The organism is Ruminococcus sp. MCC718 (assembly GCF_018783905.1).
In the GTDB taxonomy this organism is placed as follows: domain Bacteria; phylum Bacillota; class Clostridia; order Lachnospirales; family Lachnospiraceae; genus Hominisplanchenecus; species Hominisplanchenecus faecis.
In genome coordinates this window covers 35,601-51,283 of record NZ_WQNP01000180.1, presented here as the reverse complement: position 1 = coordinate 51,283, position 15,683 = coordinate 35,601, and the positions used below count along the sequence as shown (strand labels likewise).

Here is a 15,683-nt window from a genome sequence, read left to right as displayed (position 1 = left end):
AACGGTGGATAAACTGATCATAGAATTTTCAAAATATGTTCTGATCACTTTGATGGTGATCTATACGCTGCAAAGTATTCTGATCTTTGCTAAGCGGAGCGAGGAAGCGAGAGAATTCCTCTTTATCAGACAGAATGTGGTGATGTTCTGTCTCCATTTTGTGGCTTTTATGGTACTGTACCTTCAGATGAACCAGTCCCAGATCCTGTTTTTTTACGGGGAACAGGCATTGTATCTGGCAGCGACACTGATCTTTTTCAGGCATCTGTATCCGAAAGCTTCCAAACTTGCGATCAATAACATGTGTATGCTGATCACGATCGGTTTTATTATGGTTACAAGACTGTCTTATGATCAGTCGGTCAAACAGTTTCAGATCTGTGTGATCGGAACGGTGATCGCTCTGATCGTGCCGTGGCTGATCAGCAAGCTGAAATTTATCACGAAATTTGCTGTGGTCTATGCTATCCTTGGCATCGGACTTCTGGTAGCGGTTGCGGTCATGGCAACGGTGACAAATGGTGCAAAGCTGTCACTGACGATTGCCGGCATTACCCTACAGCCATCGGAGTTTGTCAAGATTATTTATGTATTCTGCATTGCCGGAATGTTATCAAAATCGACCGAATTTTCGCAGATTGTCAAAACTACCATTCTGGCGGCTGTCCATGTGCTGATCCTTGTGATCTCCACAGATCTTGGAAGTGCACTGATCTATTTTATGACCTATCTGATCATGCTTTATGTGGCAACGCGTGACTGGAAATGGCTGGCTCTTGGATTCGGAGCGTTTGTGGTGGCAGCCGTGGCAGCGTATTTCCTGTTTGCCCATGTCCGTGTCCGCGTGGAGATCTGGAAAGATCCATTCAGTGTTTACGAAGGAAGCGGCTATCAGGTGGCACAGGCACTGTTTGCGATCGCGGCCGGCGGTTGGTTCGGTACCGGTCTGTATCAGGGATCACCGACCGAGATCCCTTATGTGGATCAGGACTTTATGTTTGCGGCGATCGCCGAAGAGATGGGAAGTATTTTCTGCATTTGCACGATTCTGATCTGCATGAGCTGCTTTATCATGTTTGTCAATATCGCAATGAAAATGACGAAGAATTTTTACCGTTATGTGGCACTTGGACTTGCCTGCACGTATGCGATCCAGGTATTTTTAACGATCGGCGGTTCCATGAAGATGATCCCGATGACCGGTGTCACGCTTCCGTTTGTCAGCTCCGGAGGAAGTTCCATGCTCAGTACACTGATCATGTTCTCTGTGATCCAGGGACTCTATATACTAAGAAAAGACGAGGATGATTCATTTGAAGATGAAGAATATTATGAAGAGCCGCAAAACTACCGATAGTACTAGGCGAAAAGGAAGAGATGCACAGGCTGATCCGGATGAGGATTATCTGGATCAGGATTATGATGACTATGATAACGAGGAAGAAGAACGCATCCGCCGTATCAAGAACAAGGTGCTGGTTCGTGTCAGTTATCTGATGGTGGCGTTGTTTCTCTCAATGGCAGGTTATCTGATCTATTTTAATGTGGTGCTGCGGGATGATATTAATAATAACCAGTACAATACAAAACAGTCTGCTTACCAGGAACAGATCATCCGAGGCAATATTTATTCTGCGGACGGCAACGTCCTGGCACAGACAGACATTGCAGAAGACGGGACAGAGAGCAGAAGCTATCCGTACAGCAATCTGTTTGCACATATTGTCGGTTATGCAACAAATGGTAAGTCCGGTATCGAGTCGGTCCATAATTATGATCTGCTGAGCAGTCATGCCTCCATCCTGGATCAGATCCGGGAAGAAAAGCTGGATACCAAAGTACAGGGGGACAGCCTTGTGCTGACACTGAACACACAGCTGCAGCAGGTATGTTATGATGCACTTGGTGACAACAAAGGTGCGATCGTGGTGCTGGAGCCGTCCACCGGAAAGGTACTGGCGATGGTTTCCAAACCGGATTTTGATCCGAATACGATCGAGCAGGACTGGGATGCACTGATTAATGACGACAGCAACAGTTCCCTTTTTAACCGTGCACTGCAGGGGCAGTATCCGCCGGGATCTACCTTTAAGATCCTCACAACGCTGGAATATATCCGGGAACATCCGGATGATTACCAGAATTTCAACTATACCTGTAACGGAAGCATTTCCAAAGAAGATGTGCGGATCACCTGCTACGAAGGAGAAGTCCATGGATATGAAAATCTGGAGCAGGCATTTGTCCACTCCTGCAACGGTGCCTTTGCACAGATCGGTATGGAAGTGAACAATGATTCGTACCGGAAACTCTGCGAGTCGTTCCTCTTCAACAAAGATCTGCCGATTGATCTTCCGTCCAGCCAGAGCCTTTTCCGTCTGTCATCCAATGCCTCCTACGGAGAAGAGATGATGACTGCGATTGGACAGGGAGAGACGGTCGTGTCACCGTTTGAGATGGCACTCGTGGCTGCAACCGTGGCAAACGGCGGCACTATGATGAATCCATACTACATCGATCACATCGAAACGTATGACGGAGACATTGTAAAGCAGTATGCACCGGTCAAATACAAAGAACTGATGTCAGAAGAAGAAGTCGATATCCTGTCCGGATTTATGAAGGAAGTAGTCACCGACGGAACGGCAAGAAAGATTTCCGGAGAAGAATATACGGCGGCAGGGAAGACCGGATCTGCAGAATACGGCAGTGAAGGAGGAGCAGAAGGAACTCACTCCTGGTTTGTAGGTTATCTGGATGCGGAAAATCCAAAACTGGCGATCAGTGTGATCATCGAAGACGGTGGTTCCGGAAGTTCTTCCGCAGTCCCGGCAGCCAAGATGGTATTTGACAAATGGTGGTACGAACTGCAGTATCAGCAGTAATGCAAAAGAGAATATTTTTATAGCTTGCGTTCAGCTGAAAAAAGGGGTATACTAAAAACAGTTTTAGACACAACGCATACAGGAGGAATTGCAATGATTGAGGCAACGAGCTGTGGCGGTGTGGTAATCTTTCGCGGGAAGATCCTACTGTTGTACAAAAGCTACAAAAACAAGTATGAGGGCTGGGTTTTGCCGAAAGGAACTGTAGAAGCTGGCGAAGAGTATAAAGATACCGCTGCCAGGGAAGTGTTGGAGGAAACGGGTGTCGATGCTTCCATTATCAAGTATGTCGGAAAAAGTCAGTATACATTCAATGTCCCGGAGGACATCGTTTCCAAGGATGTACACTGGTATCTGATGATGGCGGACAGTTATTACAGCAAGCCACAGAGAGAAGAATATTTCGTGGATTCCGGATATTATAAGTACCATGAAGCATATCATCTGCTGAAGTTTTCAAATGAAAAAGCGATTTTGGAAAAAGCGTATAATGAATATCTGGAATTAAAGAGGCGGAATCTCTGGGGTAACAAAAAATATTTTTGACAAATTACTGCACCAGAAGGAGTGAAAGCTGGAGTCTCGGTTCGCCGCAGACTCCATTTTCATATCATGGACTTTGCAGACATTCTTATAGAAATGGGAGTCTTCTCCGACTAAGATAAAAATGCGTGTGGGTAGATCAAATAGGAGGTCTGGATATGCATACAAGAGAACATTTATTAGAACATCTGGATATTGAATATTCTTACAAACTGGCAAGACGCATGGAGCAGTTTCGCTCCAACGAGGTACTGGGATACCGCCCGGCAGGTTCGCAGGCAGAATTTAAGACCGGTGAGATGCTGAAAAAAGAAATGGAAAGCATCGGGCTTTCACAGGTTACAAAAGATGCCGTCACCGTGGATGGCTGGGAATTTAAAAAGGCAGTCCTTGCGGTGGAGACAAAAGGCAAACGCCGGGAATTTCAGCTTGGAGCATATCAGACAGACTTTAAGACTGATGGCTTTGAACCTTTTTCCCTAACTTATGTGGGAAAAGGAACGGAAAAGGATTATGAGGGCCGGGAAGTGCAGGGGAAACTGGTACTTGTCGATATCAACCAGAGAGATGAATGGTGGATCAATTACCCGGTTTATCAGGCACATTTAAAAGGGGCAAAAGCCCTGATCGCTGTCCAGGACGGCGGATATGGTGAGATTGACAACGAAGCCTTAAATGCACAGGATATTGCAGGACCTTCCGATGCGGCAGCTTTTTCAATTTCCAGAAAAGATGCAGAAGTGCTTAAAGAGCTGTTGAAAGAAAAAGAAGAGATCCAGGTCTTTTTTGACGCGGACAGCCAGGTGATGCCGTCGTGCACCACCTACAATATCTGCGGAAGGATTCCTGGAAAGCATCCGGAGCGTATGATTCTGCTCTCCGCACATTATGATTCTTATTTCAGCGGCTTTCAGGATGACAATACTGCGGTTGCCCTGATGTTCGGCATCGCAAAGTCTTTGCTGGAGAGTGGTTATCAGCCAAACAATACAATCGTATTCTGTGCAATGGCGGCAGAGGAATGGGGCGTGATCGATTCTGATTTTGACTGGTCAGCGGGTGCTTACGAGCAGATTTTTACAGCACATCCGGAGTGGGTCGGCAAAGTGATCGCAGATCTTAATTTTGAACTTCCTGCACTGGCACATGGAACAAGGGCCAGGATCCGCAGCTGTTATGAATATGTGCGTTATCTGGAAGAATTTCTTTCTAATCTGCCGCTTCTGACACAGGCCTATCCGGAGGAGACGAAGATTACGGCACCGATCGAGACCTGGTCTGATGACTTTTCCATGGCAATCGCCGGCATTCCGTCCATGGTCAATGATTTTACCGGTGGAAGTTTTATGGAGACGCACTACCATTCACAGTTTGATAACGATGATTATTACGATGAGCAGGTATACCGCCTGCATCACGAACTGTTTCTGCTGCTGATCTGTGAACTGGATCAGACGGCGGTCGTTCCGTTGTGTTTTGCCCCGGTCATGAGCCGGGCAGGGAAGTTTCCCGGAGCGGAAGCTGCAAAAGGTGTACTTTCAAAGAAACTGGATGTTATGAAACAATATCTGAAAGAAGCAGAAAAAAAAGCAGAGCAGGATTATCAGAAGGTACAGGAACAGAACCGTGCTTACCGCCGCCTTCTTAAGGAGGAACGTTTTGAAGAAGCAGAAGAGCTGTTTGAAAGCCTGCGTCCTCTGGAACAGAAACAGCTTGCAAACTTCAAAAAAGAACAGGATACGTTTGTACGCATCGACTGGTACGGAAACGTACTTTATCCACATGAGATCCTTCTGAAAAATATCAGGCTTTTAGAAGATGCGATAGAAGATCTTGAAAAAGCAGAAGTATCAAAGGCACTTGGACGGCTTTATCAGGTTGACAACAATGCTTATGCGTTTATGTTTGATGAAGATGTATACAATCATTTCACGGACTATGTTTTCCATCAGCCAAGGGAACGGCTGAAATGGGGCTATGGAAGGATCATGGAGCATGAAAAGCTTTATACTCTGGTGAGAAGCCTGCTGGAAAAAGAAAAAACCGCGGGATCTGATTTTGAAAGTGAGATTCTCCGACTGAAAAAAGTATGTGAAAAACAGTATACATTACTGGAAAAATATACTGACAAGATAACAGAAGTTCTGAAAGAAACGTATCTGAACTGAGCATACAGAAAGGGACAAAATCAGAAATTTATGGACAGCGAAAATTTATACCGCGTGCAGAGAGAGGATCTGCCAAAACTGGAAAAACTTCTGAATCTGTGCTTTGCACATGATCCACTTTATGAGACACTGATACCAAATGCGGAAATCCGAAAAAAATTGATGCCGGAATTGTTTCACTGTGATATGGATGAATTTTATGAGACATGTGAGATTTTTTCGGACAGCGAAGAGCTGAACGGCGTTCTTGTGGTATCTGATGAAACAAAATCCTGCAATATTTTCCGTTTTCTTTATACAGAAGCAAAAGCAGTATTACATACGGATGGGTTTCTGATAAAAGAAGATCCGTCTCTGCACACATTTTACAATTTTATCAAGGGTGGAGACTATCTGAATTCGAACTGGACAGACCAGCTTCATCAGAATCGCAGGCTCCACGTGATCTATCTAGCAGTTAATCCGCAGATGCAGCATCATGGGATTGCGGCAGGACTTCTGGAGGAAACCATACGCTACGCAGATCAGCACCGGATGATGATCTCACTGGAGACACACAATCAGAATAATGTGGAGTTTTATCAGAAATTTGGATTTAAGGTATATGGTGTGCTTGAAAAAAATTTCTCCCTGAAACAGTACTGCATGATAAGAGAAGTTCGTTAGTCGTTGCATTATGTTTCTGTGTCTGGTAAAATAGAACAAGAATCCGATGGCAGGAGAAAGGAAAAAATATGAAGTGGTATCCATATCTCTATGTGGGGGAAGGTGCATCAAAAAAGAAAAACAAGATCATCCGGAAACTGAAGATCGGTGCGGGAATGATCGATGTGTGGGTGATCACCGAGGCAGCAAACGGCGAGGATCAGCTTGATATCCTTTCTTCTGCGTGGCTGAAACAAAGAGCAGTGAGAAAAAAGCTGCCGATGATCTACGGCATTGCCAAAGGCTATGAGGAAGCCGTGGATCTGGTGGTTCAGATGGCGGAAGAGACGTACAGAGAGACCGGAAACGGAGATATCCTCCGTTATCTGAAAAGCAGATGCAGTGAAAGACAGGGCAGGCTTATGTGAGGTCTGGCAGGCGTTGCAGAATCATAATCAGGAAAGAAATTAACGGGTGTTTGTATATGATACATATCATACTGGCTATACTGAAAATAGTGGGGATTCTTCTGACCGTTCTTCTGGGACTGGTCCTGCTGATCCTTCTGACCGTTTTGTTTTTGCCTCTGCGGTATCGCATATGTGCAGAAAAACACGGGGAACTGAAAAAAAGTACTGCAAACGTCAGTGTGAGCTGGCTGTTTGGCATCCTGAAGGTAAAAGCAGGCTACCGGAATGGGCAGATATCCTTTGTACCGCAGATTTTCGGAAAAAAGATCGATTTCGCTAAAAAAAATACCGGGCAGACGGAGGATTCTTCGGAAAAGGCAGAAAACAATGAAACAAAGAACTGCGAGACAGAAAAAACAGAGGACGTTTCGGAAGAGAAAAAGGCATTGCCTGTGTTAGAAGAGAAAACGAAACCGGACCCAGAACCGTCTCCGAAAACCGAAACGCAGAAAAACAAGGCTTCGAAATCAGAAACACAGGATGGTAAAATGTCAGAATTGCAGGCAGAAGATGCGGCTGAACCGGAAAAGCGACATCGTTTTTTCAATATAATCGAAAAGGTACGCATGCAGATCGAAAAGATCAGAAATCGTATCCTCACCGCAAAAGAGCAGGCAAAAAAAACGATCCGTTCTATTACAAAATCAAAAGAGACACTGAAGCGATATCTTGATTTTCTGCGTTCAGATCTTTCACGGGAAGTTTATCAGATCTTGAAGAATCATCTCTTTTATCTTCTGAGACATATCCGCCCGCATAAGATCAAAGGCTATGTACATTATGGTTTCGGAGATCCGGCACTCACCGGAGAGTTTACTGGGATTCTCTATCTGATCCTTCCGGCGAAGTGCGAGGAACTGGATCTTGAGCCTGATTTTGAAGATCAGGTCTGCGAAGGAGAAGTTTTGGCTTTGGGACATATCCGCATCTGCCATCTTGCACTGACAGGAGCGAAGATATTTTTTGATAAAAAATTAAAAATATACTGGAAACGATTCAGACGATTAAGGAGGGCTTAATATGGCATCAGAAAACAACAATTTTCAGAGTACAGTAAATTCTCTTTTCAAAGGCATGGACAGTTTTATCACGACCAAAACCGTTGTGGGAGATGCGATCACAGTGGGTGACACGATCATCCTGCCACTTGTAGATGTCACGTTTGGTGTTGCTGCGACAGCAAAAAATGAAGACAAGAAACAGAACGGCGGCGGTGGCATGGGCGGAAAAATGAGTCCGAGTGCCGTGCTTGTGATCCAGAACGGGACGACCAAACTGGTCAATGTCAAAAATCAGGACGGTCTGACCAAGATCCTGGATATGGTTCCGGATTTTGTTAATAAATTTACCGATGGAAAATTTTTCTCATCAAAAGAGGACGACGAGATCATTTCAGAGGCAAAAGAAGAAAAAGAATAAAGAAAAAGATAACAAAAGGTCATGGGGATCGGACAGTTCCGTAAAATCCATGACCTTTTGTGCTACGATGCCTTTGCAGATGCATATTCTGGTAATAAAGAGATTCGGAGAAATCCAATGAAAAGGATTATAGGCTATACCGTGTTCTGGATCGCATTTGGTATGACGATCGCATTTTTTATGCCGAATGTCTTTGTGTCGGTTCTCTTTATCTTCGGGCTGCTGCTTCTTGGCTATTTTATGTTCTGCTGCTGAGAAAAAGAGCGGCTATATTTCACCGAATTTTTCCAGGATATTTTCCCGGTAAGGATCGGCAATCGCAAGTTCTGTTCCGTTATCAAGCATAATTTTTCCGTTTTTGATCCGGAAAACATAGTCGCAGTTGACCAGCTCCAGAGGATGGATGCGGACAAAATCACAGGGCTCCAGCTCTTTTTCCAAGTCATTTATGTTATAACGGATCCGCTTGGCAGTGCCGTCGTTTTTCAAAAGCTCAATAAAACCATCTCGGATATCCCGGATGTAGAGGATCTGTCTGAGATTTAACTTGTGCAGGGCATCCGGTGTGCGGAGAATATAAAGAAACGAGTCTTCCCGTTTATGGTATTCCAGCATGAATGCTTTCAGTGTGGAACTCAAATCTTCATGAAAATGATCTTTGCGGACGAAACTGTAAGGATGTGCTTTGAAAGAATCAAAAACATATTCTTCTCTTGCAGATACAAAGATGATGACCGGATTCTTCTGATGCCTGCGGATCTGCAGAGCAAGTGTGATGCCATCGAGTTTTGGCATTTCAATATTTAAAATGTACAGGTCAAAAAATATTCCTTCCGATACACGGCACATGATATCTTCGCCGGAAGAAAAGGAAGCAACATCTGCCTGGACATTCATGTTCATAATCTGCTTGGTGATCTCACTGGTGATAAAAGTCAGGGAAGAAACATGATTATCACAAACAGCAATATGTAAAGTATCCATAAATAAAACCTCCTTCCACGTATACTATAAGCAGACGGATAAACAGAGAAAGATACAAGTTATCCCATCTGTCCGCCGACTTATGCTATGTTGGTAACAGTGTATCTCTTCTTCTGACAAATGTCTATAAAAAATAAGAAGTTTTTTCGGTTTTGAGGACAGGATTTGTCGTATTGTGGAATTTGAAAATAAGTATTTGTAAGTTTATAGAAAGTATGCTATAATTTAAAAAGTTCGATTAAGCCGTTTCAAATGCGGTATGGGAGGTTATTATGTCAATTATACAGGCGATCATATTGGGAATTGTACAGGGCATTACGGAGTTCTTGCCGGTCAGCAGTTCCGGACATCTGGCGATCATCCAGAATATATTTCATATCCAGACAGACGGGGGATTATTTTTTGATGTTATGCTGCATCTTGGTACCCTGGTGGCGATTTTCGTGGTTTACCGCAAGGACATTCTGCGTATGATCGTTGAGACGGTCAATATGTGTGGTGATATTATTTACAATCTGAAAAGTTATATTCAGAATCAGCGTTCCTACAGTGCACTGCGTTACCGCAAGATCGTAAAAAACAACTATCGCAAGTTTGTGGTACTGGTGCTGGTATCTACCATACCGACAGGTATCATTGGTTATATCGGAAAGGGAATGGTGGAAAAAGCGAGTGCGACACTGATCGTTCCGGGGATTTGCCTGATCCTGACTTCCATTTTGCTGGTGGTATCCGAGAAAACACCGAACGGCAAAAAGATACCAAAGGATATCAGTTACAGAAGCGGATTTTTGATCGGTGCAGCACAGGGCTGTGCCACACTTCCGGGACTTTCCCGCTCCGGTACGACGATCGCGGCGTGCCTGATGAGCGGATATGACAGACGTTTTGCAGTTCGCTATTCTTTCATTATGTCGATCCCGGCGATTCTGGGAGCGGCTGTTCTTGAGATCAAGGATCTGGGAAGTGAAGCGATTACCGGGGGCATCGTACTCAACGGACTGATCGGAGCGATCGTTGCAGGATGCGTTGGTTATGTATGCATTAAAACGATGCTTACAGTCGTGCGTAAGAAAAAATTTATGGGATTTGCGATTTACTGTTTTGCAGTAGGAGTGATTGCGATCATTGCAAACTTCTTGGTATAACAGAATCGATTTTACAAAGGAATGTTTTATATGCAAAAAGACTGTTACGGTATGGATTCTGTAACAGTTTTTTGTTATGGAGACCGCTGATCAGCTGATAAAATCCACAAAGCGTGTTTTATCTTTGCTATAGCGACGAAAAATGTGATATGACGAGGAAAACAGATAAAGGGGAGCAACATTTTATGGCAGAAAGAAAAAAAACGGTGCAAAGTACAAGAAGAAGCAATTCTGCACCAAAGAAGGGAAACAACAGCAGGAAAACGACAGCAATGCCGAAGAAAGAGACTGCGGTACCGAAAAAGGGAAAGGTCGGCAGATCAAGAAAAACGGATTATCAGAAACCGGAAAGAATCGAAAATCTAGGAAATGAAGGATTCTCTGTCTGGGAGGAAATCCTGGTCTGGCTGGTGCTTGCTCTGTCCGTTCTGATCCTGATCGGAAATTTCGGTGTCGGCGGTTTCATCGGCAATACGGTAAGCCATATCAGTCTCGGAGCATTTGGACTGATGGCGTATCTGTTTCCGTTTGCCCTTTTTCTGGGAGTGGCTTTTGCAGTTGTAAACAAGGAAAAAAGCATTATGTGGGTCAAACTGGGCGGATGTTGTCTGATGTGGCTTGCCATGTCCATTTTCTGCGAACTGATCAACGGATACGATAAGAGCAGAAATCTGATGGACTATTATAAGTACAGCATCGAGGAACATACAGGCGGCGGGATTATCGGAGGCATTTTCTGCAAAGTGTTCTGTCCGTCCGTCGGCATTGCGGGAGCTTATGTGATCGTGATCCTTCTGGCTGTGATTGCCCTAGTTCTGATCACGCAGCGTTCTCTGTTTCGTGGTATGCAAAAAAGCAGCAAAAAAGTCTACTGTTCTGCAAAGGAAGATGCTAGACGCAGAATGGAGCAGGCAAGGATACACCGTGAAGAGCAGGCACTTTACCGGGAACAGCAGCTGATGAATGAAAGGGAAGCTCTGGAGCGGAGAAAAGAGGCCTTTGAAGAAGAAAAGAAACGACGTCTTGATCATAAAGTGACCGGTGTGACTTATCAGACGGTAGGTGAAAATCTGGTTTCGGAGAAAAGTGAAATTCCAAGAGAGATCATTGAGGCACAGCCGATCATCGAAGAGGAACCGGGCAGGAGAGAGGAAATATATGAAGAGGAGCCAGAAGAATCCTTTGATTTTCTGAATATGCTTTCCATTGAAGGACTGGATGAAGAAGACCATTCTGATACGGAACCGTCACCGCATCCAGTGCCGGATCATGCAGAAGAATCCGGCGGTTCGACAGAAACGGAAAAAGAGAAAAACCGGAAAAATCCAAGATCTTCCGCAAAAGAGCAGAAAGTCCAGCTGGAAAGTGTCAGCGAGGAGATTGAAGCGGCAGAAAAGGTGCAGAAACCACAGTATGCCTTCCCGCCGATGGAGATCCTCGGTCTTCCAAGACGCGGAAAAAACGGAAACAGCAGTGAGGTGCTGAAAACGACGGCCCAGAAGCTGCAGAATACACTGCACAGTTTTGGCGTGGAGGCTCATGTCACCAATGTCAGCTGCGGACCTTCAGTCACCCGGTACGAACTGACACCGGAGCAGGGAGTCAAAGTCAGCCGTATCGTCAATCTGGCAGATGATATCAAGCTGAACCTTGCGGCAGAAGATATCCGGATCGAGGCACCGATCCCGGGGAAAGCAGCGGTCGGCATTGAAGTCCCGAATAAGGAAAGCAGCGAAGTTTATTTAAGAGAACTTTTGGAGTCATCGGAGTTTCAGGAAGCCAAATCCAAGCTGTCAATTGCAGTTGGCAAGGACTTGGCAGGAAAGATTGTGGTGGCGGATATTGCAAAAATGCCGCATCTTCTGATCGCCGGTGCAACAGGATCCGGTAAGTCTGTATGCGTCAATACGATCATCATGAGTCTGATCTACAAAGCTTCGCCGGAAGATGTCAAGCTGATCATGATCGATCCAAAAGTCGTGGAACTGAGTGTTTACAATGGGATCCCGCATCTGTTTATCCCGGTTGTCACCGATCCGAAAAAGGCAGCCGGTGCTCTGAACTGGGCAGTAGCGGAGATGACGAAACGTTACCAGCAGTTTGCCACCCAGGGCGTGCGTGATTTGAAAGGCTACAATCAGAAGATCGAATCGATCCCGGAAGAACAGCGGACAGAAGAAATGAAGAAAATGCCACAGATCGTGATCATCGTGGACGAACTTGCCGATCTGATGATGGTTGCTCCCGGAGAAGTGGAAGATGCAGTCTGCCGTCTGGCACAGCTTGCAAGAGCAGCCGGCATCCATCTGATCCTTGCAACACAGCGGCCTTCCGTCAATGTTATCACTGGTCTGATCAAGGCAAATATGCCGTCAAGGATTGCGTTCAAGGCTTCTTCCGGTGTGGATTCCAGGACGATCCTGGATATGAACGGGGCGGAAAAACTGCTTGGAAAAGGAGATATGTTGTTCTATCCGCAGAATTATCAGAAACCGGCAAGACTTCAGGGAGCGTTTGTCAAAGACAGTGAAGTGGAACAGGTCGTAGAATTTTTAACACAGCAGAATAACCCAGAAACATACAATGCAGAAATGCAGGTGCAGTTATCGCAGGTGACACAGGCTGCCCAGGATCTGAAAAATAGCGGAAGCGATGTAGATGAATACTTTGCAGATGCCGGAAAATTTATCATTGAAAAAGACAAAGCATCGATCGGTATGCTCCAGCGAATGTTCAAGATCGGGTTTAACCGGGCGGCACGCATCATGGATCAGCTTTCGGATGCCGGTGTTGTCGGCCCGGAAGAAGGAACCAAACCGAGGAAAGTGCTGATGAGCATGGAACAGTTCGAAAATTATCTTGAGCAGGGGCAATAAGTATTGAAATTTTTAAGGGATTGTTTTATACTTTAATGTAGTGTTTTGTAGAACCTTGCGACTGTATACAAAAAACACAGTCAGGTGTGCTTTTATAAAACGAAAAATATGGAGGTATGATATGTACAAGATTTTAAAAGCAGGAAAACTTGCAGGCAATATCTACGAGATGGTTGTAGAGGCTCCGCGTGTTGCAAAGCATTGTCTGCCTGGACAGTTTATCATCGTAAAAATGGATGAAGTCGGCGAGCGTATTCCGCTGACTATTTGTGACTATGACAGAGAAGCCGGTACAGTTACTATTGTATTCCAGCCGATCGGAGCGTCCACAGAGAAATTTACTACACTGAAGGCAGGAGATACTTTCCGTGATTTCGTAGGTCCTCTGGGACAGCCGTCTGACCTGTGCACAGAACCGCTCGAAGAAGTAAAAAAGAAAAAGATTCTTTTTGTAGCTGGTGGTGTAGGTACCGCACCAGTATATCCACAGGTGAAATGGCTGCATGAGCACGGCATTGATGCGGATGTTATTGTCGGTGCAAAGACAAAAGATCTGGTTATCCTGGAAAAGGAACTTTCCGAAGTGGCAGGCAATCTCTATGTTACAACCGATGACGGTTCTTACGGAAGAAGCGGAATGGTAACAAAAGTGATCGAAGACCTGGTAACAAAAGAAGGAAAAGTATATGATCACTGCGTAGCGATTGGTCCGATGATCATGATGAAATTCTGCTGCCTGACAACAAAGAAACTGAACATTCCGACTATTGTCAGCATGAACCCGATCATGGTGGACGGTACCGGTATGTGCGGAGCCTGTCGTGTTATGGTAGGAGATGAAGTGAAATTTGCCTGCGTAGACGGTCCGGAATTTGACGGTCATAAGATTGATTTTGATGTGGCAATGAAGAGACAGACTCTCTACAAGACAGAAGAGGGACGTGCACTTCTGAAACTGCGTGAAGGTGACACACATCATGGCGGATGTGGAAATTGCGGAGGTGACAAATAATGGCAGATGTATTAAAGAAAGTTCCTGTAAGAGAACAGGCACCAAAAGTAAGAGCAACCAACTTTGATGAGGTTTGCCTTGGATATAATGCAGACGAAGCAATGGAAGAAGCTTCCCGCTGCATCAACTGTAAAAATGCAAAATGTATGCAGGGATGTCCGGTATCCATCAATATCCCGGCATTTGTACATGAAGTAAAAGAAGGAAACTTTGAAAAAGCATATCAGATCATTTCTGAGTCCAGTGCACTTCCAGCAATCTGCGGTCGTGTATGTCCGCAGGAGAGCCAGTGTGAAGGAAAATGTATCCGCGGTATCAAAGGCGAAGCCATTTCCATCGGAAAACTGGAGCGTTTTGTAGCTGACTGGGCAAGAGAGAACGGCATCCGTCCGGCAGCTCCGGCAGAAAAGAACGGCAAGAAAGTAGCTGTTATCGGGTCCGGCCCATCCGGTCTGACCTGTGCAGGTGATCTGGCAAAATTAGGTTATGACGTAACCATCTTTGAAGCACTGCATGAGGCAGGCGGTGTACTGGTATATGGTATTCCAGAATTCCGTCTTCCGAAACTGGATGTTGTTGCAAAAGAAGTAGAAAACGTAAAAGCACTCGGTGTTAAGATCGAGACAAACGTGATCATCGGACGTTCTATCACCATTGATGAACTGATGGATGAAGAAGGTTTTGAAGCAGTCTTCATCGGTTCCGGTGCAGGTCTGCCGATGTTCATGGGAATCCCTGGAGAAACCGCAAAAGGTGTATTTTCTGCAAACGAGTACCTGACAAGAAACAACCTGATGAAAGCATTCCGTGAAGATTACGATACACCGATCGTACATGGCAAGAAAGTAGCTGTTGTCGGCGGCGGAAACGTAGCAATGGATGCTGCAAGAACCGCACTTCGTCTCGGTGCAGAAGTACATATCGTATACAGAAGAAGTGAAGCAGAACTTCCTGCACGAGCAGAAGAAGTACATCATGCAAAAGAAGAAGGTATCATCTTTGATCTGCTGACCAACCCAACGGAAATCCTGGTAGATGAGAACGATGCAGTAGCCGGCATGAAATGTATCCGTATGGAGCTTGGCGAGCCGGATGCTTCCGGAAGAAGAAGACCGGTAGAGATCCCGGGATCTGAATTTGTCCTGGATGTAGATACCGTTATCATGTCCCTTGGAACTTCACCGAACCCGCTGATTTCTTCAACGACCATCGGTCTGGATGTCAATAAGAGAAAATGTATTATTGCAGACGAAGAAACCGGAAAGACATCAAAAGATGGTGTATACGCAGGTGGAGATGCCGTTACCGGAGCAGCTACCGTTATCCTGGCTATGGGTGCAGGTAAAGCAGCAGCAAAAGGTATCCATGAATTCCTGAGCAATAAATAAGATGTTTGTGGTGTCTTTTTAGACAGAGCATTTGCAGATGTTTTGAGATAAGTATAGAAGAGAGGTGTCACCTGTAATAACGGGTGGCATCTTTTTTACAGATAAAAGTTTTGCCCATAAAATACACGGCAGTTTTGTTGTAATT

Annotated in this window: 14 protein-coding genes; 13 read left to right on the top strand and 1 reads right to left on the bottom strand. The window is 45.1% G+C overall.

Annotation, left to right across the window (positions count from 1 at the left end):
- Positions 1-4 precede the first annotated feature (4 nt).
- The 9 genes from GPK60_RS14960 to GPK60_RS14920 all read left to right on the top strand — a co-directional run bounded on the left by GPK60_RS14960 (position 5) and on the right by GPK60_RS14920 (position 8,385).
- Entirely contained in the window at positions 5-1,357 is a 1,353-nt protein-coding gene (locus GPK60_RS14960; protein WP_022119206.1) for an FtsW/RodA/SpoVE family cell cycle protein, read from the top strand.
- Entirely contained in the window at positions 1,320-2,885 is a 1,566-nt protein-coding gene (locus tag GPK60_RS14955; RefSeq protein ID WP_226911788.1) for a penicillin-binding transpeptidase domain-containing protein, read from the top strand. Before GPK60_RS14960 ends, GPK60_RS14955 begins: the two co-directional genes overlap by 38 nt.
- Before the next feature lie 93 nt (positions 2,886-2,978).
- Positions 2,979-3,431 (top strand): NUDIX domain-containing protein, encoded by a 453-nt coding sequence (locus GPK60_RS14950; RefSeq protein ID WP_022119204.1) that lies wholly within the window; start codon positions 2,979-2,981, stop codon positions 3,429-3,431.
- A 155-nt stretch (positions 3,432-3,586) separates the two neighbouring features.
- Positions 3,587-5,596 (top strand): M28 family peptidase, encoded by a 2,010-nt coding sequence (locus GPK60_RS14945; protein ID WP_022119203.1) that lies wholly within the window; start codon positions 3,587-3,589, stop codon positions 5,594-5,596.
- A 30-nt stretch (positions 5,597-5,626) separates the two neighbouring features.
- Positions 5,627-6,262: a GNAT family N-acetyltransferase gene (locus tag GPK60_RS14940; protein WP_215660963.1), complete on the top strand. Its 636-nt coding sequence runs from the start codon at positions 5,627-5,629 to the stop codon at positions 6,260-6,262.
- Between the two features lie 68 nt (positions 6,263-6,330).
- Positions 6,331-6,669, top strand: coding sequence for a hypothetical protein (locus GPK60_RS14935; RefSeq protein WP_173897309.1), 339 nt, complete (start codon positions 6,331-6,333; stop codon positions 6,667-6,669).
- Positions 6,670-6,725: 56 nt separating this feature from the next.
- On the top strand, positions 6,726-7,730 hold the full coding sequence (locus tag GPK60_RS14930; protein ID WP_215660961.1) for a DUF2953 domain-containing protein: 1,005 nt from the start codon (positions 6,726-6,728) through the stop codon (positions 7,728-7,730).
- A 1-nt stretch (position 7,731) separates the two neighbouring features.
- On the top strand, positions 7,732-8,130 hold the full coding sequence (locus tag GPK60_RS14925) for a GerW family sporulation protein (RefSeq protein ID WP_173897307.1): 399 nt from the start codon (positions 7,732-7,734) through the stop codon (positions 8,128-8,130).
- 21 nt (positions 8,131-8,151) lie between these two features.
- A complete protein-coding gene (locus GPK60_RS14920; protein ID WP_022119198.1) occupies positions 8,152-8,385 on the top strand; it encodes a hypothetical protein in 234 nt (77 codons plus the stop codon).
- Positions 8,386-8,397: 12 nt separating this feature from the next.
- On the opposite strand, the gene GPK60_RS14915 is transcribed toward GPK60_RS14920, so the two are convergent.
- Entirely contained in the window at positions 8,398-9,114 is a 717-nt protein-coding gene (locus tag GPK60_RS14915; protein ID WP_173897306.1) for a LytTR family DNA-binding domain-containing protein, read from the bottom strand.
- A 272-nt stretch (positions 9,115-9,386) separates the two neighbouring features.
- Here GPK60_RS14915 and GPK60_RS14910 point away from each other — a divergent pair, with 272 nt between their 5' ends.
- The 4 genes from GPK60_RS14910 (at position 9,387) to gltA (ending at position 15,538) form a co-directional block, all read left to right on the top strand.
- Positions 9,387-10,262 carry an undecaprenyl-diphosphate phosphatase gene (locus GPK60_RS14910; RefSeq protein WP_022119196.1) on the top strand — a complete coding sequence of 292 codons (876 nt, stop codon included), beginning with the start codon at positions 9,387-9,389 and terminating at the stop codon, positions 10,260-10,262.
- 185 nt (positions 10,263-10,447) lie between these two features.
- Positions 10,448-13,138, top strand: a complete 2,691-nt coding sequence (locus GPK60_RS14905; RefSeq protein ID WP_215660958.1) for a DNA translocase FtsK — start codon at positions 10,448-10,450, stop codon at positions 13,136-13,138.
- Between the two features lie 121 nt (positions 13,139-13,259).
- Positions 13,260-14,150, top strand: coding sequence for a sulfide/dihydroorotate dehydrogenase-like FAD/NAD-binding protein (locus GPK60_RS14900; protein WP_022119193.1), 891 nt, complete (start codon positions 13,260-13,262; stop codon positions 14,148-14,150).
- The gene (gene gltA, locus GPK60_RS14895) at positions 14,150-15,538 is read left to right on the top strand and encodes an NADPH-dependent glutamate synthase (protein WP_173865792.1); all 1,389 of its coding nucleotides are present in this window, start codon (positions 14,150-14,152) and stop codon (positions 15,536-15,538) included. The genes GPK60_RS14900 and gltA overlap by 1 nt, the downstream gene beginning before the upstream one ends.
- The last annotated feature ends 145 nt before the right edge of the window (positions 15,539-15,683 follow it).

Bases quoted from the DNA above. Each gene is read 5' to 3' on its own strand.
- GPK60_RS14955 (WP_226911788.1), top strand. From the start codon at position 1,320: ATGAAGAATATTATGAAGAGCCGCAAAACTACCGATAGTACTAGGCGA.
- GPK60_RS14950 (WP_022119204.1), top strand. From the start codon at position 2,979: ATGATTGAGGCAACGAGCTGTGGCGGTGTGGTAATCTTTCGCGGGAAG.
- GPK60_RS14945 (WP_022119203.1), top strand. From the start codon at position 3,587: ATGCATACAAGAGAACATTTATTAGAACATCTGGATATTGAATATTCT.
- GPK60_RS14940 (WP_215660963.1), top strand. From the start codon at position 5,627: ATGGACAGCGAAAATTTATACCGCGTGCAGAGAGAGGATCTGCCAAAA.
- GPK60_RS14935 (WP_173897309.1), top strand. From the start codon at position 6,331: ATGAAGTGGTATCCATATCTCTATGTGGGGGAAGGTGCATCAAAAAAG.
- GPK60_RS14930 (WP_215660961.1), top strand. From the start codon at position 6,726: ATGATACATATCATACTGGCTATACTGAAAATAGTGGGGATTCTTCTG.
- GPK60_RS14925 (WP_173897307.1), top strand. From the start codon at position 7,732: ATGGCATCAGAAAACAACAATTTTCAGAGTACAGTAAATTCTCTTTTC.
- GPK60_RS14920 (WP_022119198.1), top strand. From the start codon at position 8,152: ATGGGGATCGGACAGTTCCGTAAAATCCATGACCTTTTGTGCTACGAT.
- GPK60_RS14915 (WP_173897306.1), bottom strand. From the start codon at position 9,114: ATGGATACTTTACATATTGCTGTTTGTGATAATCATGTTTCTTCCCTG.
- GPK60_RS14910 (WP_022119196.1), top strand. From the start codon at position 9,387: ATGTCAATTATACAGGCGATCATATTGGGAATTGTACAGGGCATTACG.
- GPK60_RS14905 (WP_215660958.1), top strand. From the start codon at position 10,448: ATGGCAGAAAGAAAAAAAACGGTGCAAAGTACAAGAAGAAGCAATTCT.
- GPK60_RS14900 (WP_022119193.1), top strand. From the start codon at position 13,260: ATGTACAAGATTTTAAAAGCAGGAAAACTTGCAGGCAATATCTACGAG.
- gltA (WP_173865792.1), top strand. From the start codon at position 14,150: ATGGCAGATGTATTAAAGAAAGTTCCTGTAAGAGAACAGGCACCAAAA.